The 26,341-nt window shown below is 61.2% G+C and carries 21 protein-coding genes, 4 pseudogenes and 1 riboswitch; of the genes and pseudogenes, 7 read left to right on the forward strand and 18 right to left on the reverse strand.

The features are described from left to right. From pqqF to HMPREF1024_RS20845, 7 genes are all read right to left on the reverse strand, one after another. A partial coding sequence (pqqF, locus tag HMPREF1024_RS20870; protein ID WP_009307811.1) for a pyrroloquinoline quinone biosynthesis protein PqqF occupies positions 1-1,572 on the reverse strand: 1,572 nt, incomplete at its 3' end. Continuing rightward, the gene (gene pqqE, locus HMPREF1024_RS20865) at positions 1,572-2,714 is read right to left on the reverse strand and encodes a pyrroloquinoline quinone biosynthesis protein PqqE (protein ID WP_004184158.1); all 1,143 of its coding nucleotides are present in this window, start codon (positions 2,712-2,714) and stop codon (positions 1,572-1,574) included. The genes pqqE and pqqF, both read right to left, overlap by 1 nt. Further along, the gene (pqqD, locus tag HMPREF1024_RS20860; RefSeq protein ID WP_004143686.1) at positions 2,701-2,979 is read right to left on the reverse strand and encodes a pyrroloquinoline quinone biosynthesis peptide chaperone PqqD; all 279 of its coding nucleotides are present in this window, start codon (positions 2,977-2,979) and stop codon (positions 2,701-2,703) included. Before pqqD ends, pqqE begins: the two co-directional genes overlap by 14 nt. Before the next feature lie 2 nt (positions 2,980-2,981). After that, positions 2,982-3,737, reverse strand: a complete 756-nt coding sequence (pqqC, locus tag HMPREF1024_RS20855; RefSeq protein WP_004143685.1) for a pyrroloquinoline-quinone synthase PqqC — start codon at positions 3,735-3,737, stop codon at positions 2,982-2,984. Beyond that, positions 3,731-4,657, reverse strand: a complete 927-nt coding sequence (pqqB, locus tag HMPREF1024_RS20850) for a pyrroloquinoline quinone biosynthesis protein PqqB (RefSeq protein ID WP_004148467.1) — start codon at positions 4,655-4,657, stop codon at positions 3,731-3,733. Before pqqB ends, pqqC begins: the two co-directional genes overlap by 7 nt. A 54-nt stretch (positions 4,658-4,711) precedes the next feature. Next, complete coding sequence (pqqA, locus tag HMPREF1024_RS0125735) at positions 4,712-4,783, reverse strand: pyrroloquinoline quinone precursor peptide PqqA (protein ID WP_002905689.1); 72 nt, start codon at positions 4,781-4,783, stop codon at positions 4,712-4,714. 136 nt (positions 4,784-4,919) lie between these two features. Next, entirely contained in the window at positions 4,920-5,939 is a 1,020-nt protein-coding gene (locus HMPREF1024_RS20845; protein ID WP_009307812.1) for a dipeptidase, read from the reverse strand. A gap of 243 nt (positions 5,940-6,182) precedes the next feature. On the opposite strand from HMPREF1024_RS20845, the gene HMPREF1024_RS20840 reads away from it, so the two are divergent. The 4 genes and pseudogenes from HMPREF1024_RS20840 (at position 6,183) to HMPREF1024_RS20825 (ending at position 10,636) form a co-directional block, all read left to right on the forward strand. Further along, positions 6,183-7,175, forward strand: coding sequence for an alpha/beta fold hydrolase (locus HMPREF1024_RS20840; RefSeq protein WP_009307813.1), 993 nt, complete (start codon positions 6,183-6,185; stop codon positions 7,173-7,175). 86 nt (positions 7,176-7,261) lie between these two features. Next, positions 7,262-8,002, forward strand: coding sequence for a response regulator (locus HMPREF1024_RS20835; RefSeq protein ID WP_004180014.1), 741 nt, complete (start codon positions 7,262-7,264; stop codon positions 8,000-8,002). Continuing rightward, positions 7,999-9,342, forward strand: a complete 1,344-nt coding sequence (locus HMPREF1024_RS20830; protein ID WP_004180013.1) for an ATP-binding protein — start codon at positions 7,999-8,001, stop codon at positions 9,340-9,342. Before HMPREF1024_RS20835 ends, HMPREF1024_RS20830 begins: the two co-directional genes overlap by 4 nt. A gap of 102 nt (positions 9,343-9,444) precedes the next feature. Further along, positions 9,445-10,636, forward strand: a pseudogene (locus HMPREF1024_RS20825) (cytochrome c biogenesis protein/redoxin). A 278-nt stretch (positions 10,637-10,914) separates the two neighbouring features. Here the strand turns inward: HMPREF1024_RS20825 and HMPREF1024_RS20820 are convergent. From HMPREF1024_RS20820 to tenA, 7 genes and pseudogenes are all read right to left on the reverse strand, one after another. After that, positions 10,915-11,807, reverse strand: a pseudogene (locus HMPREF1024_RS20820) (LysR substrate-binding domain-containing protein). A 193-nt stretch (positions 11,808-12,000) separates the two neighbouring features. Beyond that, a complete protein-coding gene (locus HMPREF1024_RS20815; RefSeq protein ID WP_004217942.1) occupies positions 12,001-13,482 on the reverse strand; it encodes an aspartate aminotransferase family protein in 1,482 nt (493 codons plus the stop codon). Positions 13,483-13,491: 9 nt separating this feature from the next. Next, the gene (locus tag HMPREF1024_RS20810) at positions 13,492-14,877 is read right to left on the reverse strand and encodes a diaminobutyrate--2-oxoglutarate transaminase (RefSeq protein ID WP_002905540.1); all 1,386 of its coding nucleotides are present in this window, start codon (positions 14,875-14,877) and stop codon (positions 13,492-13,494) included. 306 nt (positions 14,878-15,183) lie between these two features. Continuing rightward, a complete protein-coding gene (locus HMPREF1024_RS20805) occupies positions 15,184-16,119 on the reverse strand; it encodes an ABC transporter substrate-binding protein (RefSeq protein ID WP_004176075.1) in 936 nt (311 codons plus the stop codon). 24 nt (positions 16,120-16,143) lie between these two features. Beyond that, a complete protein-coding gene (locus tag HMPREF1024_RS20800; RefSeq protein ID WP_004143673.1) occupies positions 16,144-16,884 on the reverse strand; it encodes an ABC transporter permease in 741 nt (246 codons plus the stop codon). Beyond that, positions 16,881-17,609, reverse strand: a complete 729-nt coding sequence (locus HMPREF1024_RS20795) for an ABC transporter ATP-binding protein (protein WP_004180001.1) — start codon at positions 17,607-17,609, stop codon at positions 16,881-16,883. The genes HMPREF1024_RS20800 and HMPREF1024_RS20795 overlap by 4 nt, the downstream gene beginning before the upstream one ends. Then, positions 17,606-18,301 (reverse strand): thiaminase II, encoded by a 696-nt coding sequence (tenA, locus tag HMPREF1024_RS20790; protein ID WP_004143671.1) that lies wholly within the window; start codon positions 18,299-18,301, stop codon positions 17,606-17,608. Before tenA ends, HMPREF1024_RS20795 begins: the two co-directional genes overlap by 4 nt. A gap of 68 nt (positions 18,302-18,369) precedes the next feature. After that, a riboswitch (TPP riboswitch) is annotated at positions 18,370-18,471 on the reverse strand. Here tenA and HMPREF1024_RS31105 point away from each other — a divergent pair. Continuing rightward, positions 18,472-18,558 (forward strand): annotated as a pseudogene (locus HMPREF1024_RS31105) (hypothetical protein); the annotation flags it as partial. Between the two features lie 159 nt (positions 18,559-18,717). Then, positions 18,718-19,825: pseudogene (locus HMPREF1024_RS0125745) on the forward strand (DUF4056 domain-containing protein). Between the two features lie 37 nt (positions 19,826-19,862). Here the strand turns inward: HMPREF1024_RS0125745 and HMPREF1024_RS20785 are convergent. From HMPREF1024_RS20785 to HMPREF1024_RS20775, 3 genes are all read right to left on the reverse strand, one after another. Beyond that, positions 19,863-21,035: a Gfo/Idh/MocA family protein gene (locus tag HMPREF1024_RS20785; protein WP_009307818.1), complete on the reverse strand. Its 1,173-nt coding sequence runs from the start codon at positions 21,033-21,035 to the stop codon at positions 19,863-19,865. 13 nt (positions 21,036-21,048) lie between these two features. Then, a complete protein-coding gene (locus HMPREF1024_RS20780; RefSeq protein WP_009307819.1) occupies positions 21,049-21,972 on the reverse strand; it encodes a sugar phosphate isomerase/epimerase in 924 nt (307 codons plus the stop codon). Between the two features lie 192 nt (positions 21,973-22,164). Continuing rightward, the gene (locus HMPREF1024_RS20775; RefSeq protein WP_004148452.1) at positions 22,165-23,205 is read right to left on the reverse strand and encodes a LacI family DNA-binding transcriptional regulator; all 1,041 of its coding nucleotides are present in this window, start codon (positions 23,203-23,205) and stop codon (positions 22,165-22,167) included. 398 nt (positions 23,206-23,603) lie between these two features. On the opposite strand from HMPREF1024_RS20775, the gene HMPREF1024_RS20770 reads away from it, so the two are divergent. Next, on the forward strand, positions 23,604-24,860 hold the full coding sequence (locus HMPREF1024_RS20770; protein ID WP_032451321.1) for a sensor domain-containing diguanylate cyclase: 1,257 nt from the start codon (positions 23,604-23,606) through the stop codon (positions 24,858-24,860). 98 nt (positions 24,861-24,958) lie between these two features. Here the strand turns inward: HMPREF1024_RS20770 and guaD are convergent, their stop codons facing one another. Then, entirely contained in the window at positions 24,959-26,269 is a 1,311-nt protein-coding gene (gene guaD, locus HMPREF1024_RS20765; protein ID WP_009307821.1) for a guanine deaminase, read from the reverse strand. Positions 26,270-26,341: the final 72 nt, after the last annotated feature.

Consider the following 26,341-nt stretch of genomic DNA (forward strand, 5'->3'; position numbering starts at 1 on the left):
CGAGGCGACCGGGAGCGCGAGCTGCCGCAGAATGGCCTGCAGGATCGCCTCCGGCCGTCGGCCGGGCTCCGGCAGCTGGAGGGTCAACTGCCAGCTGCCGTCGAACAGATGCCACTCGCCGTGTCCCCCGGCATGGCGCAGGGCGGCAAGCAGTGGGCGCAGCTGTTCCCCACGCGCCAGCCCCTCGGCCTGATCGGGCGAGCAGTAGAAGGGCGGTCGCAGCAGGAGCCTCGGCGGCTCTTCCGGTAACGGGAGATGGAGCAGCGGCGCGGCTTTCTCCGGGCATTTGGCAACGAGATCGCCAGCGGCCTGCGGATAAAAAGCGAACGCCAGCGCCGGGTCAGACTCAGGGCGGCGGCGCCAGCGGCTAAGCGGCAGGCTAAAGCCCTGGGTGGCAACAGGCTCCCCTGGGGAAACGGTTTGACAGGCCAGGCTGACCGACGGGGCGGCCTGCAGGGCGGAGCAAAAATCGGCGAACCCGGCGGGCGGCGCGCCGGGGGCAAAGCCGAATGCCCGCTGGCGCAGCTGATCGAGAGGCGACAGCGCCTGAAAGCGGCGGCGGGATAGCTGATAGTAGTGTAGCTGCTGCTCAGGCGTCGTTTGCTGTAGCGCCTGCAGCCAGTGGGTTATCTGCCGGTCGACCTCTTCCGGCCGGTCGCTGGCGAAGACCAGCGCCAGCCAGCCGAGGTGCCGATCCTGATACAGCCAGTTCAGCGCCACATCCCCGGCCAGCCGGCGCTGGCGCAGACCGGCCATCAGGCTGCCGGGGGCTTCATCCAGCAAAAACTCGCGCAGTAACGTGACGTTGTCACTTAAAGCGATCAGCGGGCAGCGCCACAGCGCGGGCTGGCTGGAGACCGCCAGCTGCAGTGCAGTGAACTCGCCCAGGCGCAGCGGCGGCGCCGGCGGCGGCGCCTCGCCTGCGGCAAGCCCGGTGGCGAAACGGGCCGCCAGCTCGCCGAGCGCCTCCAGCGACTGCGGCCCCTGCAGCCAGAGCTGCATTCGCCGGGCGACGTAATGGGTGCGGTGAAAATCGCCTAAGTCGGCCTGCAGCGCAGCGAGATCGCCCGCCAGCGCGTCGGCGCTGCCTACCTGAAAGCGGCGAAACGCCGCGGGCGCGCTGGCGGCGTGGCGCACCGCGGCTTCCCGGCGCGATGGCTCATGCTGCTGGATCAGGCGGTACTCGGCGTCAATCACCGCCACTTCGCGCTGAATATCTTCCCTGAGCAGCAGCGGGGCCTGCAGCATCTCCTGTAGACGCGCGACACCATCAGCCAGAGCATCGGCGGCAACCTCGAAAAAGAACGCGCTATGGCGAGCCAGGGTGGTGGCATTCACGCTTCCGCCCTGGCGCTGCACCCAGCCCATCAGTCGGTCATCATCCTGGTAGCGCTCTCCGCCGTAAAACAGCAGGTGTTCCAGCAGGTGCGCCAGCCCAGGGAAGCGCGACGGTTCGTGGTGGCTGCCGGCGGCGACCCGCGCCAGGGCAGCCGCGCGATCCGCCTGCGGCTGATGGACCAGGGTGGCCTGCAGGCCGCCCGGCAAAGTGACGGTGCGGGTCGCTAGCGTCATTACAGGTCCCGGGTTTGGTAGATCAGCTGCGAGCGGGTACGGTTGCGGAACTGCAGCTGGCTGACTTTTATGTCGCTGCAGGCCGCTTCGCGCCGGGCCTCGAGGATTTTGTGATGATGCGGGGATTTGCTGCACACCGGGTCGGCGTTATCGGCGCTGCCGGTCAGCATAAAGGCCTGGCAGCGGCAGCCGCCGAAGTCCTTCTCTTTTTCATCACAGGAGCGGCACGGCTCCGGCATCCAGTCATACCCGCGGTAGCGATTGAAGCCGAATGAGTCATACCAGATCGATTCCAGACTCTGCTCCAGCACCGACGGAAACGCCACCGGCAGCTGGCGCGCGCTGTGGCAAGGCAGGGCGGTGCCTTCCGGGGTGACGCTGAGGAAAATCGATCCCCAGCCGCCCATGCAGCCTTTCGGCCGCTCTTCGTAATAGTCCGGGGTGACGAACAGCAGGTTGGTGAGGTTGCCGCTGGCGGCCATTTTCTGCCGGTAGTCAGCGACCACCTGCTCGGCGCGGGCGATCTGTTCCCGGGTCGGCAGCAGCCCTTCGCGATTAAGAAACGCCCACCCGTAGAACTGGCAGGTGGCCAGCTCAACGTCATCGGCTTCCAGCTCAATGCACAGCTCGATAATTTTATCGAGCTGGTCGATGTTGTGCCGGTGGAGAACGAAGTTGAGCACCATCGGGTAGTCGCGCGCTTTCACGGCTTTGGCCATGGCCAGCTTCTGCTGGAAGGCTTTTTTGTTGCCGGCCAGCGCGGCGTTGAGCACTTCATCGCTGGCCTGGAAGCTAATCTGGATATGGTCCAGCCCGGCCTCGCTGAAGGCGTCCAGTTTGCTCTCCGTCAGCCCTATCCCGGAGGTGATCAGGTTGGTATAGAACCCGAGGTCGCGCGCGGCGCGGATCAGCTCCGGCAGATCTTTACGGGTCAGCGGCTCGCCGCCGGAAAAGCCCAGCTGAACGCTGCCCATCGCCCGCGCCTGGCGAAAGACCTCGATCCATTGTTCGGTGGTCAGCTCCTTATCCTGCCGGGCGAAGTCCAGCGGATTGGAACAGTAGGGACACTGCAGCGGGCAGCGGTAGGTCAGCTCCGCCAGCAGCCACAGCGGCGGATTGACGGTGGGTTTACTCTGGCTCACGGCAGGTGATCCACTTCTGTTGACAGGCGATCTGCAGGAACTCGATGACGTCGTCATCGACGCCGCCGGCTTCCGGGAAACGTTCATTAAGCATGGCGATAATCGCCGCGACGTCGCGCCGGCCATCGACCAGCTCGAGGATCGCCGCGGCGGTCTCATTGAGTTTGGCCATACCCTCCGGATAGAGGATCACATGGCTCTCCTGGGCGGCTTCCCACTGCAGTCGGTAGCCGCGACGAAAGGCAACGATGGACGTTTTTTGCATGATTACACCAGTCGGGTCGTGTGCCAGGCCGCCTTGTCGGTGACCGTGTGATAGGGCGGGCGCTGCAGGGCATAGGCCATGGTCATGGCATCGAGCATCGACCACAGAATGTCGAGCTTAAACTGCAGGATCTCCAGCATCCGGTTCTGTTTTTCAGCGCTGTCGCAGTAGGCCTTCGCCAGCGCCAGGCCATGCTCAACGTCGCGATTGGCCTGGCTCAGACGACTGCGGAAGTAAAAGTAGCCTTCCTCTTTGATCCATGGATAATGCTGCGGCCAGCTGTCGAGACGCGACTGATGGATCTGCGGGGCGAACAGCTCGGTCAGGGAGCTGCAGGCCGCCTCCTGCCAGCAGGCGCGACGAGCGAAATTAAGATAGGCATCCACTGCGAAGCGCACGCCGGGCAGCACGTGACGCTCGCTGAGCAGATCGTCGCGGCTCAAACCGACCGCTTCCCCCAGCCGCAGCCAGGCTTCAATCCCGCCGTCCTCGCCGTGGCTGCCGTCGTGGTCGAGGATCCGCTGCACCCATTTGCGCCGGGTCTGCGCATCCGGGCAGTTGGCCATAATTGCCGCGTCTTTCAGCGGAATAGTGGTCTGGTAATAAAACCGGTTCGCCACCCAACCCTGAATTTGCTCGCGGGTCGCGTCGCCGTTATGCATGGCGATGTGGTAAGGGTGGTGAATATGGTAGAAGGCGCCTTTAGCCCGCAGAGCCTCTTCAAAGGCCTGCGGCGACAGCGTGTCAGTGATCAACATGCGGTATCCTGAAGGGTGATTGCCATCCCGTCCCAGCTCACTTCGATCCCCTGTTGCGTTAGCGCCTGGCGCTGGGGAGACTGCTCGTTAAGGATCGGGTTGGTGTTATTAATATGAATGAGAATTTTGCGTTTTGCCGGCAGGGAGGCCAGCAGGGCCATCATCCCGTGCTCATCGCCGAGCGCCAGGTGGCCCATATCGCGCCCGGTATTGCGCCCGACGCCGGCGGCCTGCAGCTCGTCATCCTGCCAGACGGTGCCATCGATCAGCAGACAGTCCGCTTTTTGCAGCCACGGCAGAAGGGTTTCATCCGGCTCACCCAGCCCCGGGGCATAGAACAGCGTCTGCCCGTTGCGGCGGTTTTCGATAAACAGCGCCACGTTATGACCCGGCAGCGGCCGGTCGCGATACGGCGAATAGGGCGGCGCGTTGCTGGCGATAGGCACCGCGGTAAACTGCAAATCAGGACAGGCGTCAACGGTAAAAGGCTGCTGCGGAGCGATGGGATGATGCACCAGGCCGCCGTTCCAGTGCCGCAGCATGGTAAACACCGGGAAGCCGGTGGAGAGATCCTCATGAACCTCCGGGGTGCACCAGACCTGATGTGGGCAGCCTTCCCGCAGGCTCAGCAACCCGGTGGTGTGGTCGATCTGGCTGTCGGTGAGAATAATGCCGCCGATATGCGTTCCGCGCAGTACGCCGGCTTTATTTAACTCGGGGGTATGGGCAATCTGCTGGCTGATATCCGGCGAGGCGTTGCACAGCACCCACTCTTTACCGTTGTCGCTGACGATAATTGACGACTGGGTGCGGGGGGCAGCCTGAATGGTGCCATCGCGCAGACCCTGACAGTTGGCGCAGTTGCAGTTCCATTGCGGGAAACCGCCGCCGGCGGCGGAACCGAGGACTTTAATGAACATGAAGACGGACCGGGTAATGAATGAAGGTGCCCGCGCGAACGGCGGGCGGGGCGATTAACGGTTAGAAATGTACAGCGTCACTTCCAGACCGAGACGTAAATCGATAAAAGCAGGTTTCTTCCACATGTTTTGTTCCTCTTAAAAATGACTACAGGCCTCACGGATAATGGTGGATCTGTGACGGCTGCCGCATATTGCGCTTCACCGGGAGAGAGATCAACCCGGAATCTGTAAGGAATTAACTTTATGTTTACAATATAACCTATTGTTGCCAAACATTTTTTAATACCCGTAGCCAGTTACGCCACAGCAGCTTATCCAGCACCAATTGATCATAGCCGCTAGCGCGCAACGTATTGATAAGCCGCGGTAAGCCGGCCACATCGCCCAGCTCGTCCGGCAGGGTGATGCCGTCAAAATCCGAGCCAAGGGCCACATGATCCTCACCCATTATGTTAATAAGATAGTCGATATGCCGGACAATGGTGGTTAAGGGCGTGTCGCTATCGCGCCGGCCGTCGGCGCGCAGGAAAGCATTGCCGAAATTGACGCCCACCACGCCGCCGCTGTCGCGGATCGCCCGCAGTTGCTGGTCGGTCAGATTGCGCGGCTGCGGGCACAGGGCATGGGCATTGGAGTGGGTGGCCACCAGCGGTGACGTTGCGTGATGGGCGGTATCCCAGAACGCTTTTTCATTCATATGAGACACGTCCATCTGCATCTTCAAGGCATTGACCTGCTTAATCAGATCGATACCTGCCGCTGTCAGTCCAGGCCCAGTGTCCGGGCTACCGGGAAACGAACCGTTAACGCCGCTGCCGAAGCGGTTCGCAATATTCCAGAACGGACCAATGCTGCGGACCCCGGCGGCATAAAAGGCCTGCAGGTCGCGGCCCTCGCCATCAAAACCTCCGGCACCCTCAATATGCGCCACCATCGCCAGTACCTTATCCTCGCGGCAGCGTTCGATATCCGCCGCGCTCAGACACAATCTCAAGCGTCCAGCGGAGTGGGCGATAAGTTGCTTCAGGATGGCCAGTTGCTGCCAGAGGATATCGATCGGATCCCATCGTTGGCTGGCGTATTGCGGCGTCATACGGGCAATATATTCCTGCGGTGGCACGAATAGCGCGAATAGCCCGCCGGCAAATCCGCCTTGCAGCATGCGCGGATAGTCGAGATGGCCGTTCTCAATTCCGGCAAAGAAGGCGCTCACCGGATCCTCGCGATGGTGAAGCCAGAGATTCAGCAGCAGGTCATTGTGACCATCAAAAATCGCCATAGCGGGTTCCTGCGTTCTTAAGTGGTGAAAAATGCCTGCCACGGTAACGGATTTATCTCCCGGGGCAAGCATAAATTCACATGCCCGCAACAATTGCCAACCTCGACTTTGTATCACACTGTATCTCGCGGCGCAGCGCTGACATTAAGAGATAAAAATGGCCCCGGTCGGGCACATGGCGGATACAAATTTCCGTTTTACTGGTCACGTACTCTCTTGATGACGATAAAAGGTGAGAAAACGATGAACAGATTATCCCTGATCCGCTATACCAGCGCCGTGGCGCTGGGGTTATCCACCCTGTGGTCCGCCGCCGTTTGCGCCGCTGAAGACGCGGGGGCGTTCGACAAGATCCAGCAGATCCGCGCCGGCGACCTGAATATTGGCTACGTGGATATCGGCCCGCGCGACGGCCAGCCGGTGATCCTGCTGCACGGCTGGCCCTACGATATTCAGAGCTATGCCCAGGTGGCGCCGGCTCTAGCGCAGAAGGGTTACCGGGTGATCGTGCCGTATCTGCGTGGCTACGGCACGACCCGTTTCCTCTCCGCCAGCACGCCGCGTAACGGTCAGCCGTCGGCGATGGCGGCCGATATTGTCCATCTGATGGACGCCCTTAACATCAGGCAGGCGGATCTGGCCGGTTTTGACTGGGGCGCGCGCACGGCGGATATCGTCGCCGCGCTGTGGCCGCAGCGGGTGAAATCCCTGGTCTCGGTGAGCGGGTATCTGATCAGCAGTCAGCAGATTGGCGAAAAACCGCTGCCGCCGCAGGCTGAGCTGTCGTGGTGGTATCAATTCTATTTTGCCACCCCGCGTGGGGAGGCCGGTTACCGGCAAAACACCCACGACTTTGCGAAATTTATCTGGCATCAGGCGTCGCCGCAGTGGCAATTCAGCGACGCGACCTTTGCCAAAACCGCCCGGGCGCTGGATAACCCGGACCATGTGGCGATCACCATCAGCAACTACCGCTGGCGCCTGGGGCTGGAGAAAGGGGAAGCGAAGTATGCCGGCTATGAACAACGGCTGGTGGCGCTACCGCCGATAACCGTGCCCACCATCACCCTGGAAGGGGCGAATAACGGCGCGCCGCATCCGGCTCCCGCCAGCTACCGTGCCAAATTTACTGGTAAATATGAGCACCGGGATCTGCCGGGAGCGGTGGGCCATAACCCGCCGCAGGAGGATCCGACGGCGTTTGTGCAGGCGGTGGTGGACGCCGATCGTTTGTAACCCGCGCCTTGCCGGCGGCGCGACGTTGCGCTTCCGGCAACACGGCTTATGCTTGTGAAGAGTTTATTTTGCCCCAGGAGCAGCCTTTGGAGCGTATTGACCACATCCTGGTCGTCGACGACGACCGCGACATCCGGGAACTGATTGTCGACTATCTGGAAAAATCGGGATATCGCGCCAGCGGCGCGGCGAACGGCAAAGCCATGTGGTCGGTACTCAAAAACCATCAAATTGACCTGATTGTGCTGGATATTATGATGCCGGGAGAGGATGGCTTAACGCTCTGTCGCCAGCTGCGCGCTAACCCGCAGCAGGATATCCCGGTGCTGATGCTCACCGCCCGCACCGATGACAGCGACCGGATCCTCGGCCTGGAAATGGGGGCTGACGATTATCTGATTAAGCCCTTTGTGGCTCGCGAACTGCTGGCGCGCATCAAAGCCATTTTACGCCGCACCCGGGCGCTGCCGCCGAACCTGCAGATCACCGAGGCGGGCAGGCTGATCGCCTTTGGCGACTGGCTGCTCGACACTGCCGCCCGTCATCTGCTGGACGACAGCGGCGCCATCGTCGCCCTCAGCGGGGCGGAGTATCGGCTGCTGCGGGTGTTTCTCGACCATCCCCAGCGGGTGCTGAACCGCGATCAGCTGCTCAATCTGACCCAGGGACGCGACGCGGAACTGTTTGAGCGGTCAATTGACCTGCTGGTGAGCCGACTGCGCCAGCGGCTACGGGAGGATGCTCGCGAGCCGGCCTACATTAAAACGGTGCGCAGCGAAGGCTATGTGCTGTCGGTACCGGTCTCCATTCGCGAGAGGCATGAATGAGGTTCTGGCCCGCCTCGCTGCAGTCGAGGCTGATGGCGCTGCTGTTTCTGGCGCTGCTGCTGGCGAATACCTTAACCCTGTCGCTGCTGTTTTATGAGCGTATGAGCAGCGCTCGCAGCGTGATGCTGGGCAATCTGGCTTCCGATGTCGCCACCAGCGTGGCGATCCTTGACCGCCTGCCGGCCGCTGAGCGCCCACAATGGCTGCCGAAGCTGGCGCGCGGCAATTATCGCTATCTGCTGGACGCCGGGGAGCGCGGCGATTACCCGGACAGCTGGCGCGCCCGGGACGCAGCGCGCTCCCTGCAGGAGGCGCTGAGCGCGCAGTATCCGGTAAGTATTGTGGCGATCCCCGGCCCGCGGCAGCATATTCAGGCCCATATTACCCTTCACGACGGCGCGCCGTTGACCCTCGACCTGTGGCCGAAACTACCGGCCATCGCCCGCTGGCTGCCGGTGGTGCTGATCGCTCAGTTTGTCCTCCTGCTGGCCTGCGCCTGGTACGCGGTTCGCCAGGTATTGCTGCCCATCTCCCGCTTTACCCACGCGGTAAATGCCCTGGAGCCGGCCAGCGACACGGCGGGAACTATGGCCGAGCAGGGGCCGGAGGAGGTGCGTCGCGCCGCCCGCGCGTTTAACGCGATGCAGGCGCGCATCCACGATCATCTGCAGGAGCGAGCGCGGATCCTTGCCGCCATCTCCCACGATCTGCAAACCCCGATAACCCGAATGAAGCTGCGGGTGGAGATGGCCGACCAGCCGGAACTGCGCGATAAGCTACTGCAGGATCTCGACAATATGACCCGTCTGGTGCGGGAGGGCATCGCCTTCGCCCGCACCTCGCAGCCGCTGGAGGAGGCGCGACAGCGGCTGAATCTCGATGCGTTTCTCGACACCATCGTCTGCGATTATGCCGATGTCGGCCGGCCGGTCCAGTTTTGTCCCGAAGAGACCGCCGGGGTGGTGTGGATCCCGCCGCAGGCTCTGCGCCGGGTGATGACCAATCTTATCGATAACGCCTTGAAATTCGGTACGACGGCCACGGTAACCCTGACCCGTGACGCCGTGGGGGATATCACCCTTCATGTGCTGGATGAGGGGCCGGGGATCCCCGAGGCCTCGCTGCAGGAGGTGCTGCAGCCGTTTTATCGCCTGGAGGACTCGCGCAATCGCGATACCGGCGGCACCGGCCTGGGGCTGGCGATCGCCGCGCAGCTGGTCAGCCAGATGGACGGCGCGCTGCGCCTGGCCAACCGCCCGCAGGGCGGCCTGGACGCCAGCGTTCGCCTTGCCGCGGCGGGATTGTATCCTGATGTATCTTCGGGGAAAACGGATAACTAAGCCGACAATTCTCCCCCTTTCCCGACACATTCGCCTTACATGGCCTTGCTGTAATGTCGTGGCTGCCACTCTCAGCAGCGACGGCATAATGAGGAGAAGGCGATGTCGATATTAATTGCATTTTTTGGGCGGGATGTTAACTCTGCTGAGCCCCTGTACGCTGCCGGTGATCCCGCTGCTGTTCGCCAGTGTCCGGGGCCGCCGGGGGCAGCTGGCGATCATGCTGGCAGGAATGGCGCTGATGTTCGGCGCTGTCTCCTGGCTGGTGACGGTCGCCAGCGGCTGGGTGGTGAATCTGACCCTCGCAGGCCGCGGTCTGGCGCTGGCGTTCTTCGCCCTGGTCGGGTTGAGTCTGCTTTCGCAACGCGTCGCGCAACGGCTGACCTCACCCCTGGTAGCGTTGGGGAATCAGCTTAACGATGCCAGTTCACGCCAGCGCGGCTGGATCGGTTCTCTACTGGCCGGGCTGGCGGTGGGCCTGCTGTGGGCGCCGTGCGCCGGGCCGGTATTGGGAGCGATACTTAGCCTGGGCTTTGTGCATCCGGGGCAGGCGACTACCGGCGGCTTGCTGCTGGCCTACGGCAGCGGCGGGGCGCTGATGTTATTCCTGCTGGGGTGGTGCGGGGCGGCGTTGATCACCAGATTGCGTCGCGGACAGGCGTTCGGCGAACGGCTGCGCCGGTTGGCAGGGGGGGCAATGTTGGCCTCGGTGGCGCTGATCGCCAGCGGCGGCGATCGCTATCTGCAGAGCGCTGGTGGACTGAGCCAGGCGCTGGAGCAGCGGCTGGCCGCCCGTCTGCCGCAGCCGGAGCAAAAGACCAGCCTCCAGCCGATCGCCGCGCCGCAGCCCAGCAGCGCGATGCCCTCTCTGGCGGGGGGAAGCGCATGGATCAACAGCCCGGCGTTAACTCCGGAGCGTCTGAAGGGCAAAGTGGTGCTGGTGGATTTCTGGACCCGGGAGTGTATCAACTGTCAGCATACCCTGCCTTACGTGCGCGACTGGGCGAACAAATACCGCGCGGCGGGCCTGGTAGTGATTGGCGTTCATACCCCGGAATATCCCTGGGAGCGTTCGTTGCCCCTGCTGCGCCAGGCGGTGAAGGACTGGCGGATAACCTACCCGGTGGTGGCGGATAATGAGTACGCCATCTGGAACGCCTTCGGCAATCAGTACTGGCCGGCGCATTACATTTTCGACGCTCGCGGACAGCTGCGCTATACCGCCTTCGGCGAAGGGGATTATGCTCGCCAGGAGCAGGTGATCCAGCAGCTGCTGCAGGAGAGCAAAGCCTGACCCGCGGCGCAGGCGTCTGGCGGACGGATCCCTCCAGCCCTTATACCCATTGCCGGGCGGCGCTGCGCTTGCCCGGCCTACATCGTTACGGAGCCGCGTGTAGGCCCGGTAAGGCGCAGCCGCCACCGGGCATTGAAGCGGGAACGGCGCTGGGCTGGGCTGGGCTGCGTTTGCCCGGGAGACAGAATGTGGAGTGGGGTAACAGATGCTGCCGAACGGTTCCCTCTCCCTTCAGGGAGAGGGTTAGGGTGAGGATGAATGGAAATGGCGTGACAGTGTCACCTGTCGAGCCATCCCTGCAGGGCCTCGGTCATCAGTTCGCCGAGCAGCGCCACGGCGGCGGAATGCGATTCCTCACGCGGGGTTTTCGCAGGCTGACGGCCAGACTTCCTGGCGCTGGCAGCAGTCCTCCTGCAGGGCGCAGGTTGCCTGGCATGCCGATGCGGGTGCGTATCGTCAGGCCCAGCCCGGCCTGCACCGCCGCCCAGATGCCGCTCAGGCTGTGGCTGACGAACACCACCTGCCAGGGGATCCCCGCGGCATCGAGACAGGCAATGGCGCGGGAGCGCATCAGGCACGGGCTGTCGAACATCACCAGCGGCAGCGGCTCGCCGGAGACCAGCAGAGCGCGAATATCCAGGTCAGGATGCGCAATCCACGCCAGCGGGCAGAGGCCCAGCCCGGGACCCTGATCTTCGGTTTGCCACAGCAGCGCCAGATCCAGCGCCTCTTCCGCCAGCGCCTGGCGCAGCGGACCATTGCGATCCACCCTGGCGACTATCCGCACCTGCGGATGATGCCGTTTAAATTGCCCGAGGATCTCCGGCATCAGCGATTCGCCAAAATCTTCCTGCATACCAAGGTGGATCTCGCCGGTGAGCCGCTCACCCTGCAGCGCGCGCAGGGTTTCATCATTGAGCGCCAGCAGGCGTCTGGCGTAGCTCATCAGCTTTTCGCCTTCCGCGGTGAGCACCAGATGGCGCCCCTGTTTGGTCACCAGCGCCGCACCGCACTGACTCTCCAGCTTTTTAAGCTGGGAGCTGACCGCGGAGGTGGAACGCGACAGGCGCAGCGCTGCCTGGGCGAAACTGCCGCACTCCATGCCGGTCACAAAGCTGCGCAGGGCGTCGAGATCCAGCCCTGGTAAGCGTTTCTCCATCATCATCCCCATTTTCAGGACGTTTATCCTGAACGTTGTTATTTTCGAGATAGTACTGTGGCATCGCGAGAGGCAGGGGTCAACGGGCCCTGCGAAGAGAGCATTAGCGGTGCGGAAAGAAATAAAAAAAGCCGATAAGGACATTATCGGCTTATTGCAGGCAAGGCTGGCAGCGGGGCGGCAGGCGCCGCCTCGCTAAGGCAGGTTATTGCGCCAGCAGTTCCTGAGCGGTGCGCTCCACCAGGTTCAGCAGAACCTTCACGTCATCCAGCGTCACCACCGGGTTCAGCAGGGTCAGCTTCAGGCAGGTAACGCCGTTGTGCTCGGTTACGCCGACGTTAGCGCGGCCGGAGGCCAGCAGGGCGTCGCCGACGCGCTGGTTGAGCAGCGCGATAGCCGCCGCGTCGCTCCCGGCCATCTGCGCCGGACGGGAACGGAACAGCACGCTCGCCAGTTGCGGCTGCATCACCAGCTCCAGCGTCGGCTGCGACTTCACGTACTCCGCCACGTTTTTCGCCATCGTGACGCCGTGATCGATGATCGCCGCATACTGTTTCTGGCCCAGCGCTTCCAGACCCATCCACAGCTTCAGCGCATCGAAGCGACGGGTGGTCTGCAGCGACTTAGACACCAGGTTCGGTACGCCGTGTTCTTCATCGAACTCGGAGTTCAGATAGGCCGCCTGATAACGCATCAGCTCGTAATGGCGCGCGTCCTTCAGCAGGAATGCGCCGCAGCTGATGGTCTGGAAGAACTGCTTATGGAAGTCCAGGGTAACGGAATCCACCAGCTCCAGACCGTCAAGGTAGTCGCGATACTGCTCAGACAGCAGCAGGGCGCCGCCCCAGGCTGCGTCAACGTGCAGCCAGATCTGATGTTCCGCAGCGATACCGGCGATGTCGCGCAGCGGGTCGATAGCGCCCGCGTCGGTGGTGCCGGCGGTGGCGACGATCGCCATGATCTGCTCGCCGTTAGCCTGCGCTTGCGCAATCTTCGCCTGCAGGTCGGACACGTCCATCCGCGCGAATTCGTCGGTTTTCACCAGCGTTACCGAGCGGTAGCCGAGGCCCATCAGCGCCATGTTCTTCTGCACCGAGAAGTGGGCGTTTTCCGAGCACAAGACTTTGTACTTGCGGATATCCCCCGGCAGCCCATCCTGCTGGATGGAGTGGCCCTGACGGGCGAAGAAGGCGTCGCGCGCCAGCATCAGGCCCATCAGGTTGCTCTGGGTGCCGCCGCTGGTGAAGACGCCGGCGTCGCCCGCCGGAAAACCGACCCGGGCGCGCAGCCATTCGATCAGCTTCATCTCGATAATGGTTGCCGACGGGCTCTGATCCCAGGAGTCCATGCTCTGGTTGGTGGCGTTAATCAGCACTTCCGCCGCCTGGCTAATCACCAGGCTCGGGCAGTGCAGGTGCGCCACGCACTGCGGGTGATGCACCGACAGGCTGTCTTTCAGGAAGTACTCGATCGCACGATCAATCGCCGCCTGGTTACCCAAACCCTGTTCGTTAAATTCAAGGGAGATACGCTCACGCAGCTCGTCAACGCTTTTCCCCTGATACATCTCAGGTTGCTTCAGCCACTGCACAACGGCCTGGCTGGTCTGCTCGATAACCTGCTGATAGGCTTCAACGCTCTGCGCTGAACCAGCAAGAATCGGATTCAATGTGGACATGGCGGTCACTTACTCCACTCAGACCGGTTTTACGCCGGCGGCCAGCAGGGCCTGTTCAAATTTGTCGAGGAACACGTCCAGCTCCGCGTCGCTGATCAGCAGGGACGGCAGCAGGCGCAGCACGCAGCCGTGACGACCGCCACGCTCGAGGATCAGGCCCGCTTCGAAGCATTTCTTCTGCAGCAGGGCAGAGAGTTCGCCGTCAGCCGGGTAGCAGCCCATGTGATCCTGCGCTTCGTTCGGCTTGACGATTTCGATACCGATCATCAGACCGAGACCGCGAACGTGGCCAATCACCGGGTAGCGTTTCTGCAGCTCGGCCAGTTTACCTTTCAGCCACTCGCCCTGGGCGGCGACTTTGTCGGCGATCTTGTTGTCGCGCAGATGACGCAGGGTGGTCAGGCCGGTGGCCATCGCCAGCTGGTTGCCGCGGAAGGTGCCGGTGTGGTGACCCGGTTCCCAGGCGTCGAACTGCTTTTTAATGCCCAGCACCGCCAGCGGCAGCCCGCCGCCAACCGCTTTCGACATCACGATGATGTCCGGCTGAATACCGGCGTGCTCGAAGGCGAAGAATTTACCGGTACGGGCAAAGCCAGCCTGCACTTCATCGACGATCAGCAGAATGCCGTGCTCTTCGGTCACTTTGCGGATGCGCTGCAGCCACTCGACCGGCGCCGGGTTCACACCGCCTTCGCCCTGAACGGCTTCAAGGATCACCGCCGCCGGTTTACGGACGCCGCTCTCCACATCGTTGATCAGGTTTTCGAAGTAGTAGGTCAGGGCTTTCACGCCGGCTTCGCCGCCGATGCCCAGCGGGCAACGATACAGGTGCGGGTAAGGCATGAACTGGACTTCCGGCATCATGCCGTTAACCGCCGCTTTCGGCGACAGGTTGCCGGTGACGGACAGCGCGCCGTGGGTCATCCCGTGATAGCCGCCGGAGAAGCTGATCACCGCGGTACGACCGGTGTATTTTTTCGCCAGCTTCAGCGCGGCTTCCACGGCGTCAGCGCCGGACGGGCCGGTGAACTGCAGGCAATATTCTTTCCCTTCGCCCGGCAGGCAAGAGAGCAGGTATTCGGAGAAGCGATCTTTTAACGGGGTGGTAAGATCGAGAGTATGTAACGGCAAGCCGCTGGTAATGACACTTTGGATGCTCTGCAATACATCAGGGTGGTTGTGGCCCAGAGCGAGAGTACCGGCGCCCGCGAGGCAGTCCAGGTACTGTTTGTTATCCGCATCCGTCAGCCACACGCCTTCGGCTTTAGTGATAGCCAGCGGCAGCTTACGCGGGTAACTCCTGACATTCGATTCGAATTCGGCCTGACGGGCCAAAAAGGTTTCGTTGTTTGCGTCTAATAAATCGGCACGTAAAGTATCAATACGGACTTTATCCGTCATCATATCACTCCCACAACCAGCATTGCGGTTGAACGCTGGTTGAATAATTGGTGTAAGAAATTGAATTGGCATTCATAAAGCGCGCACAATATATGGCTTTTTAAATCCGCATTCAACGTTTTATTGATTGCGCTATTTTGACGTTATTCTTACCAGGGGCAAAATTAACGTAACGTGCTGAATTATAATAGAACAACGCTCTGTCACTATAACCCTTTAAAGTGTAATTATTAGTGAGAAAGTCTCTATATTTTTATTGCCGCTACGTTAAAGCGCTGACGGAATGCCTTCCGTCAGCGATAGCAAGACTCAATGCAGTTGCACCGCATAATTTGTTAAAGGTGTAACTTTTTTCACCAACTTATTGTTATATAAAAACTGTTCGTAAGTCTCGTAGCGCGCTTTATCCAGCGCTGCCGGATCGGTGGCGAACAGGGGCACGGTTTGCAACCACGCCTGGTGGTTGAGTTCGGTCCTAAGCTCCGGATGGGCGGCGGCGAACGCCTCCCAGCTCTTCTGCGGATGGGCGCGCAGATAGCCCACTCCCGCCTGCAGGGCGGTGAGGAATTTACGGATCTTCGCCTCATGAATTGCGTCGCGATGGGCGACAATCACCAGCTCGTCATAGGCCGGCACGCCGTAATCTTCGACGTTCATCACTACCGGCGTTTTGCCCTGCAGCTTCAGCTCCTGCGCTTCTATATTACGATAGCCGCCGATAACCGCGTCCACCTGGCCGGCCAGCAGGGCGCTGGTCAGCTGGAAATTGACGTTCACCAGTTTGATGCTGGCCGGATCGATCCCTGCATGTTGCGCCATGGTCGCCAGGGTGGCCTGCTCAATGCCGCTGACCGAGTAGCCCACCTTCTTGCCTTGCAGATCTGCCGGGGTTTTGATCTGCTTATCCAGGGCGATAACCGTATTCAGCGGCGAATTAATCAGAGTCCCTACACGCACCAGCGGTAACCCTTCGTCAGCAAAGAAGTGCACCTGCGGCTGGTAGGTGATGGCCAGATCCGCTTGACGGGCGGCCACCATGCGCGGAGGCAGCGCGGGATCGGAAGGGGGGATAATCCTGACGTCCAGCCCCTGGGCCTTAAAGGCGCCGATCTGCTCGGCCACCATAATTGGCGCATGGTCGGGATTAATGTACCAGTCCAGCACCAGCGTCAGCGGTTCATTGGCCAGCGCGTGGCCGCTGAACAGGGCGGTCAAGGTTGCCCCGGCGAATAGCGACTTTTTCATCTGTTTTCCTTTATTACGTCATTCTTATTCCGGCGACCAGTCGATCAGCCGGTGTAGCAGGGTATCTACCGCCAGCCACAGCAGGAGGGTCAGTAGTACTAAAATAAACAGCGCGGCGAAGCAGATATCGGTTTGCAGTCGCGCATTGGCGTTGAGCATGACGTAGCCCAGCCCCTCGGCGGAGCCGACCCATTCGCCGATGATCGCGCCAATGGGCGCCACCGCCGCCGCCATGCGCAGGCCAGAGCCCAGCGCCGGCAGGGCGGCCATCAGGCGGACATGTCGCAGTTGAGCGCCGAAGGAGGCATTCATGCTGCGCGCCAGATCGAGATACTCCTGGTTGACCCGCCGCAAGCCATCAAAGAAGGCGGAAGTTACCGGAAAGAAAATCACCAGCACCGCCATCGCCACTTTGGCGCTCATGCCAAAGCCCAGCCACAGCACCAGCAGCGGGGCGAGGGCAAAGACCGGGATCGCCTGACTGGTGAGCACCAGCGGCATCAGCCAGCGCTGCAGACGGGGGGAGAGGATCATGCCCAGCGCCAGGGTGACGCCGAGCGTCACGCCCAGCGCAAGGCCGCTCAGGATCTCACTGAGCGTGATAAGCGTATGCCAGCCGAGATAGGCGCGATTAACCCATAGCGCCTCGGCGACCGCCATCGGGGACGGTAAAAGAAAATGGGGAATGCCGCTGCGGCTGGCCAGACCCCAGAGGAGCATCAGCCCGCCGAATACCATGCCGCCGCGCCAGAGACGTCCAGTCATGGTTGGGCCCTCATCAGCTGCTGCAGCAGGGCGGCCTGGCCGATCAGGAGATCGGGCGCGTCCGGCGCGCGCGGAGGTGTGCCGGCGAGGTGATGGCTATCATCAATGTCGCCGTCGGCCGCCGAGAGGACCAGCAGGCGGTGGCTCAACCGGCAGGCCTCCTGCGGATCGTGGGTGATAAGCACCACCGTGCGACCGGCCAGCAGGGTGGCCGCCAGGGTCTGAATGCGCGTACGGGTGAGGGTATCCAGCGCCGAGAAAGGCTCATCCATCAGCACGATGGGGCGATCCTCATACAGCGTGCGCGCCAGCGCGGCGCGCTGACGCATGCCGCCGGAGAGAGTCGCCGGGCGGGCGTCGGCGCAGGATGAAAGCTCAACCTGTTCAAGCAGGGCGGCGACCCGGGCACGATCGACTTTTTCACCGCGCAGCCGCGCGCCGAGGGCGACGTTGTCCCTAACGCTCAGCCAGGGGTAGAGCAGATCTTTCTGCCCCATCCACGCCAGACGGCCCTGAATCGGTTGCCCATCGCTGGCGACCACTTCTCCGCGGGTGGCGGGCGCCAGACCGGCCATCACCCGCAGCAGGCTGGTTTTGCCGGCGCCGCTGGCGCCGAGCAGCGACACCCACTGCCCGCCGGGGACCGTAAACGACAGGTTGTCGAACAGCCGACGGTCGCCGACATGCAGGCTCAGGCCACGGACCTCAATACCCGGCGCCGTCACGCCCGGGTCTCCGCCGCGGCGTTGAGGCCCATCTGCCAGAACTGCGCCTCAAGGCGGGTGGCGGTGGTGAAAATCTCGCTCAGCTCAGTGATTCGCGCCTCGCTCCCGCGCTGCTGCCACACCGTTTCCAACAGCGCCAGCGCGGCGCTGACGCCCTGCAGATAGCCTTCATCGCCATAGTTGCGGATCCATGAGGCGTAGGGGTTATCGTCCAGTCGGGTGGCGGGATGTTGCAGCAGGCCGAGACCGATTTCGGCGTAGCCCGCGACGCAGGGCATCAGGGCGACCAGCAGATCCAGCGCGTCACCCGAGTGGCCAATATCCAGCACATAGCGGGTATAGTTGAGGGTTTCGGGGGCTTCAGGTTGGGCGGCCATCTCCGGTTCGCTAATCCCCCACTGGGCACAGTAGCCGACGTGCAGCGGCAGTTCGTTGAGGATGGCATTCATCGAGGCGGCCGCGGCCCGCATCTCCGGCAGCGTGCGCAGTTTACTCACCAGCAGCGCGTAGCTGCGGGCAAAGTGAATCAGAAACAGATAATCCTGGGTCAGATAGCGACGAAAGGCGTTTTCCGCCAGCGTCCCATCGGCAAGTTGCTGGACGAAAGGATGCGCCACATAGCGCTGCCAGTCAGCGGCGGCCAGCTGGCGTAAACGGCCGTAAAGACCTTGGCTAAAAGCGGGAACGATCACAGGACCTCCATTTATTCAGGGGAGATCCGGGCGTGCAGGGGTGTGAACAGGCAATGGCGGTAATGCTGGCAAAATTGCCGACCCGTCCCTTCGCTGGCATGACCCAGATCAGGTTCAAAGGGTTCGGCTTGCGCCATCTCAGCCCTCACGGGACACCCCTCGGTAGCGCTATGTTATACGACATTCACCTTTTGAATACAATCACCGCGCCACCTTGCCGCAGGATGATGGTAATGGGGGATAGCCAGCGCTTTTCCGCGCAAAAACTACTAACCACCGGGCCGCGACGAACGGAAGAGCGGCTTTTACGCGCGCAATAGTTTCGTTGTCGGCGCTGAATACCGTTTTTAACTAAAACCGCAGGCGCTATCTGCCGGTAAGATGCGCGCACTTTTATTGCTGTGGAGAGGCTGTTGATGCGTAAAGCCTTCTGGCTATTATTCGCGCTGGCGCTGCCGGCGCTGGCGCAGGATCCGGTGCTACCCGCCGTGACGGCGATCCATACGGCGCCCACCCTCGGTGAGCTGCCGCCGCCGGAGTCGCTGCGACCGTGCTGCGCTTTTGGTTACGACCTGCACGTGCGCGCGGCGGGCATTCCGATCCCGATGTACCAGATCGGTAATGTGTTGACTCTGGGTACGCTGGGTAAGCACCATTACAACGACAGCGCGTTCGGTGCGGTGAAAAATCTGCTGGGGCTCAGCGAGGAGCAGAACGGGCTTATCTATACCCGCCGCGGCGGGTTTATTGATATCGCCCATGTGCGCGATACGGCGGACAACACCTTTTATCTGTTCAATCGTATTGCGCCGACGCTGGGCCAGGCGGGGCGGATCTTCTACAGTGAAGAACTGGGCGTGCGCCGCGTGCAGCTGAATGCCTTTACGCCGCCGGCGGGCGTCAGGCAGCGCTATCAGCTGGCGGCCTGGCTCGCCGGGCATCTGGCCTTCGAAATCGCCCAGTGGCATGAGATCGCCCAGTGGTATGGCTTCCAGTCGGTCCCCGGGTTTTCCGAAGAGATTTCCGCTTTTTTCGCCCGAGGATCTCTACTCCAATTTACTGGGCGCGAGGCTGGCGATTAATGTCATCCTCAGCGGCCACGGCGGTTCGCTGGAGGATTATAACCAGGCCATGGATGCGGCGCTGAAACAAGTGCTGACCCGGCTGCTGGTGGCGACGCGCGGAGAGACGGAAGCGATGTTTCAGCAGATCGACGGCGACTGGTGGAATAGTCACCGGCGGGTGCCGGATAAGTTTCTGGTACTGAAGCGTAACTACGATCTACAGGAAAACCGGCTGCCGACGCCGGTCCCATTCGAAACCATGCCGCCGTATCGCCTGACCATGCCGGAGCAGGTCGGGGGATTCCGCTTACGCGACCTCGGCGAACTGCAGATCTATCCAGGGCACGATATGCAGGCATTGCCGGTTCCCGCGCAATACTATGGCGCCGGAGCGTTCCAGGGGCTGGCGGACCGCGCCCATGAGGCGGATAAAACCCAGCTGGCGCGGACAGAAAAATAGCCGTAAAGGCTCAGGACGAACGCCCTGAGCCGGCGAGTTAGCGGAAGTCGACCCAGCAGGCACCGTTGTCGGCAGAACGCACGCAGTTTTCCACCCAGCGGACGCCGAACGCCCCGGCGCGGGCGTCCGGGTACCAGAAGTCGGCCAGCAGCGCCTCGTCGCGACGGTCGGCGGCATCCATGGCGATGGCGAAGCGGCGATAGAGATTCGACCATGCCTCAAACAGTCCCTCGGGATGGCCGCCGCCGATGCGATCATCCTGACGCGCCAGCGGATCGAGATAGTCCATACCGCGCTCGAGGATGCGCACGGGTTCGCCCTGGATTTCGTAGCGTAGCTGGTTGGGCTGTTCATCCCACCATTCGAGACTGGCTTTTTCACCGATGATTCGCACCTTTTGCCCGTGCATCGAACCGCAGTTGACGGCGGAGCTCCACAGTGAGCCGATGGCCCCGTTGTCATACTCCATCAGTACATGGGCGTTATCTTCCAGCGGCGCGCGGCTTTTGACGAAACTTTGTCTGGCGCACATCAACCGGGTGATCTTCAGCTGCGGGGCCATGGTTTCGACCAGAAACAGCGGATGGGTGGCCAGGTCGCCCAGCACATAGCTGGGGCCGACGAAGCGGGGATCGACCCGCCAGCGGGTACTGGCGTTTTCCTGTTCCACCGGCTGGGCGTGAAAACCGTGGGCAAACTGCATATTAACGATACGGATATCACCCAGCAGCCCGTCGGCGATCATCTGCCGGGCCTGCAGGATCAGCTGGTGGCCGGCATAGCCGTAGGTCACCCCGATGATCTTGCGCCGCCGCTGGCTGAGCGCCACCAGCTCGTCAGCTTCCTCGCTGCTGAAGCACAGCGGCTTTTCGCACACCACGTGCAGCCCGGCCTCCAGCGCGGCCCGACAGATGGCATAGTGGGTGTTATTTGGCGTGGCAACTGACACCGCCTGAATGCCGTCAGGCCGGGCAGCCTCGCTGCGGAACAGGCTTTGATAGTCGGCGTAACAGCGGTCGGGATCCACCCCCAGCCGTTGGCCGAACTGGCGTCCGCGCTCGGCATCAATATCAAAGGCGCCGGCCAGCAGCGTGAAGGTGTTATCGCGCAGCGCTGCAGAGCGGTGAATATAGCCGATCTGGCTGCTGCCGCCGCCGCCGACCATGCCCCAGCGCAGGGTGCGGTCGAGAGGTTTTAAACCGTTAATCATGTCGTGCCTCCTGTCAGAATCCGACGTCGCGCAGATAGCGCAGACTTTCCGTGACCGCCTGCAGGCTGCCTGCGGCATGGCGCGGGTCGCGCTCTTGTTCAATGGTTATCCAGCCCTGATACCCCCGGCGGGCAAGAAAGTCTTTGATAGCCGGATAGTCAATGGCGCCGCTGCCGAGCGGGCACATCACCCCTTCGGCGCAGGCAGTGAAGAAGTCGATACCTTCATGGATAGCGCGCTGATAAACCTGCGGGTCGACATCCTTCAAGTGCAGATAGTCCAGGCGGTGGTAATAGCGATCCAGCCAGTCGAGCGGATCCATCCCGGCGTAATAGAGATGTCCGGTGTCCAGACACAACCCGGCGACGTCGTGCGGGATATCGTTGGCCAGCCGCTCGATCTCATCCGCGAATTCAATGCTACCCCCGGCGTGCGGATGGATAACCGCCCGCACACCGTACTCCTGCCAGGCGAGGGTGCTAAGGGCGATAATGTGCTCCATCATGCGCTGCCAGTCTTTGTCATTGAGGCGCGGAGCCAGCGCGCCGCGCCCGGCAAAGCGCGCCCGTTCGGGGTTGCCGAAGTCGATAATCACCAGATAGGGCGGCTGGAAAGGGCGGCCCGGGATCGGTTCGGCAGCGGCTACCTGCGACAGATTGCGGCAGATTTGATGGGTCAGCGCCACCAGGGTGGGGAAATGGGCCTCGCTCACCAGATCGTCAAAGATCGTGCCGGCGACCAGCGACAGCTGATGCTGCTCCAGCGCCGCGCGCAGGCTGGCCGGATCGGTGGGGAGATAACCCCAGGGGCCGAGCTCAATGCTGCGATAGCCAGCCTGCGCCGCCTCCTTAAGCACGGTAGCCCAGGCAGGGAGGTTAGGGTTTTTCGGGTCATCGACGCCCCAGCTGCAGGGGGCGTTAGCGATAGGATGTATCATGTCGGCTTCCTTTTTCATACAAGGGATGCCGCTGAGTATTGAATAAAGATTTCATTATCAACAATGATGGAATTTTGATTTTATGATAATCATCATGATTTTAATTGATGGATTTTTTGATAATTTTTTATCAAGTCGAGAGGTGGCGCGGTCCGCCCGATAACCGTCTCCGCTGGAGACGGAGCCGAAAATTTACATATTTTCTTTGGTGATGATATCGAAAGGCTGAGGGAGTGAAATCACCTCGCTATGGGGGCGTGAAGCAGCGTCCGCCATGGCGCGCAGCGTAACGGCGGCAAACTCATCCAGCCGGTGGTTAAGCATGATGTCGATGGTGCCATCGATCAGGGCCAGTTCACTGTCGCTGAGCGGACCGTGGCAGACCAGAGCGATCTCCTGCTGACGGCCGCTGTCGCGCAGCGCGTCGACGATCCCTTCGACGCCGCCGCAGGGGGCGTAGATCGCCTGCAGGGCCGGGTACTGAGTCAGCATCTGTTCCGTCACGGTCCTGGCGATATCCGCCCGTTCATGACTGCGAACCGGCTCAAGGATCTGTTGCCCCTTGCCCTGTTCTCGCAGGCAGGAGCGAAAGCTGATCTCACAGCTTTCCTGGCAGGTAAAACGATTATCGCCAATGATAATGCCAATTTCGCCATTCCCCCGGCATAAGCGCTCGATAAACCAGGCGGCTGTGCGCCCGGCTTTATGATTATCGAGGCCGATATACCCGCTGCGCTGGGGGACCGACAGATCGGAAAGCAGGGTGAACACGCGCACGCCGCGGGCGGCGGCCCGGGCCACCGCGTGGCGAATCAGCGGGTGATCCAGCGCCACCAGGCCGAGCACCTCCACTTCATCGCTGAGTCGGTGAATGGCCTGAGCCATCGCTTCCACCGCATCGATGGCAAAATGCAGTATCACCGGCGCCTGGCCCGCCGGTAGCCATGGGGCAGCCTCGCGCGTCAGCGCCCGGGCCAACGGCAGGTAGAAGGAGTGGCTCTCCTGCAGCAGGATAAAGCCCATTCTGATCGTGACCGGCGCTTTGCCGGCAGCCAGGCGATAGTGGGGCTGCTCGAGGGTAAAACCCAGCCGGCGGGCGGCCTCCAGCACGCGCCGCGCCGTGGACTCTTTCACCGCCGCGCGCTTATTGAGCACCCGGTCGACGGTGGCTACGCCGACGCGCGCTTCACGCGCAATGTCGGCAAGGGTGATTTTAGTGGCGATTTTTTTCAAGGTAATTGTCGCTATGAATGAGCGTAATGATAGAAACTATCACGGTTAGCCTGGGCAGAAAAGCGACTCTCTGCCCGCCCTGGCCTATGCCGCTGCGCCTGCCGGGTAACCCCTGTTGGCGATGCACACTCTGTGATCAAAAGCGACTACCCGTTCTGGCATTGCTGCTATGCTGTTGAAATAAAATTATTATTAAAGGCAGCATCGCTTCTGTTGGTTAAACTGCGCGCAAAGTCACCCTCAGAGGGCTTTACTGGGCGCATAACCGACTATACTTGGCGCGCTCGCGCGTAATTGCGGTTTCTCGGTGTCTATTTTGCTTTCACTTTAAACCAGCGTTGGGGCTGCACAGCGTTAAGTGCCGTTCCGCGCCGGCAGTGGGTCGGTTTGGGGCCTGTATGTTATTAAAAGAGCTGGCTGTTTTTGAGGTCTTAAGCACCCCGATATGGGTAGTTCATCCTTTTAACGAAAGGGTGGTCTATGCCAATCAGGCTTCCCGGACATTGAGCGGCGAGATGTCGCTCAATGAGATGCGTAACGGTGTTTATTCCACCTGTCCGGAAACGCAACTGCAGCACTACCTTCGCTATCTCGACACCATGAGCGAGATATTCGAAGTCTGGACGTTACCCACCGCCAATGGGTTGCAGTCGGTGTATTGCAAAACCACCCTGATTGATACCGAAGACTGTGGTTGCTTGCTGCTGTTTGAAGCCGTGAAGCTGCTGGCGCAAAATCAGTCGATTCATACCGGCTCCCGCCGCTACCAGCGGCGTAACAATGGCTTTTTCGCTCGCTTTTTTATGACCAATACCGCGCCGATGCTGTTGATCGACCCTCATAAAGATGGCCGGATTGTCGATGCCAATATTGCCGCGCTACGTTTTTATCATTATTCCGATGAGGAAATGCGCACCAAACATACCTGGCAAATAAATACCCTGGGCCGGGACGTCATCCCCATTATGAATAATATTGCCAGTCTGCCTGGCGGTCATAAACCGCTTAATTTTACGCATATTCTGGCTGACGGCTCGCTACGTCATGTCCAAACTTATGCCGGGCCGGTGGTGCTGTATAATATTCGACTGATGCTATGCATCATTCACGATATCACCGAAGAAGTGCATCTGAAAAAAGAGCTGGAATTTTCCGCCGCCCACGATCCGTTAACCGGCTTGCTTAATCGCCGGGAGTTTCACCGTCTGGTTGAGGCGCCAACTTTTATCCCCCGGGGTTATTGTCTGCTGTTAATCGATATCGATCATTTCAAGAGCATTAATGATATTCACGGCCATCAAAAAGGCGATGAGGTCCTGCTGGTGCTCTCTCGTATTCTGGAAACGTCGGTCGACCGCGAAGATAAAATTTATCGCTGGGGTGGAGAAGAGTTTCTGCTTTTTTTGCCCCATTCGCCGATCGGCCGCGCGCTGATACTGGCGGAGGGGATCCGCCAGGCGGTTAGCGAATACCAGACGCTGTCGGTGACCGTCAGCATCGGCGTGGCTGAACATCATGACGGCGAAACGGTTGATCAACTGTTTTCCCGCGTCGATAAAGCGCTGTATGCGGCAAAAAATGACGGGCGTAATCGGGTGACGCGCATGCCTTTTGACAGCTCTGAGCGACGGCGCAGTAGAGATGGCGCCGCCTGAATAAGCCCCCGCCTGTAGTGGGTTAGCCTGCGTTAAGGTGGCAAACAAGGTATGGTGCGTTTTCTCGTTCTTTTCAGGAAGTGGGACTGGCTGAGGGGTCAGTCCTGACACCACACCCGCTCGCCATTCACCCACGTCTCGCTGATATTGCGTTCATCACCCAGGGTCATCAGCACGAACAGCTGCTCATAAATGTCATGGCAGCGGCCTATGCGCAGGCGCTGCAGCGGGGTGACCGCCGGGTCAATCACCACAAAATCCGCCTCTTTGCCCGGCTGGAAATTGCCAATTTTCTCCTCCAGCCGCAGGGCGCGCGCCCCGCCAAGGGTGGCGTGATAGAAGGCCTCGCTGGCGCGCAGGCGATAGCTCTGCAGTTGTCCTACCTTGTAGGCCTCGCCCAGCGTCCGCAGCATGCTGAAGGTGGTCCCGGCTCCGACGTCGCTGCCGATGCCCATCCGCACCTGGTGCTGCCAGCAGGCGGGCAGGCGGAACAGCCCGCTGCCGAGAAACAGATTCGACGTCGGGCAGAAGGCGACGGCGGACCCGGTGTCATGCAGGCACTGCCACTCGGCATCATCGAGATGGATCCCGTGAGCGAAGACGCTGCGTTCGCCGGTGAGCTGATAGTGGTGATAGACATCCAGATAGCGCGCATGCTCAGGCCACAGCTGTTTAACCCAGGCGATCTCCTCCCGGTTTTCACTGAGATGCGTCTGCAGCCAGGTGTCGGGAAACTCGGCCCGCAGGCGCTGCACCGCCTCCAGCAACCCCGGGGTCGAGGTGGGGGCAAAGCGCGGGGTGATGGCATAGCCCAGCCTGCCGCGCTGATGCCAGCGGCGGATCAACGCCCGGGTCTGCTCGTAGCTCTCCCCGGCGGTTTCGCACAGGTAGTCGGGCACATGGCGATCCATCATCACTTTCCCGGCGATCAGGCGCATATTGAGGCGCAGCGCTTCGCTGAATAACGCCTCCACCGAGGCCGGGTGCAGGGTACAAAACACCAGCGCGGTGGTGGTGCCATGGCTTATCAGCTGATTTACAAAAAACTGCGCTATCTCCTGCGCGTAATCCGCATCGGCAAACTGGCTCTCCACCGGGAAGGTGTAGGTGGTGAGCCACTCCAGCAGCTGTTCGCCAAAGGCGCCGATCATCTCGGTCTGCGGATAGTGAATGTGGGTATCGACAAAACCCGGCAACAGCAGCTTGCCCCGCAGGTCGACATAGCCCTTCAGCGGATGCAGAAAGGCTTCCCCCTCCAGCCATGGCAGCAGGGCGATAATTTTCCCCTCCTGCAGAAACAACAGGCCATCATCGAGATAGCGAGCCTGGGCGGCCACCTCATCCGGGGTCTCCGCCACGCCGGCGATATCAAAAAATGCACCGCGCACCGCGGTCTGGTAATCCATCATCGAACCTGCCTTCTCTTAACGCTCTGGGAATAGTGATAAACAGCAAGATTGGTGCCAGTTTGCAGCCTGCCG

It is taken from the genome of Klebsiella sp. 4_1_44FAA (assembly GCF_000238715.1).
Lineage (GTDB): Bacteria > Pseudomonadota > Gammaproteobacteria > Enterobacterales > Enterobacteriaceae > Klebsiella > Klebsiella pneumoniae.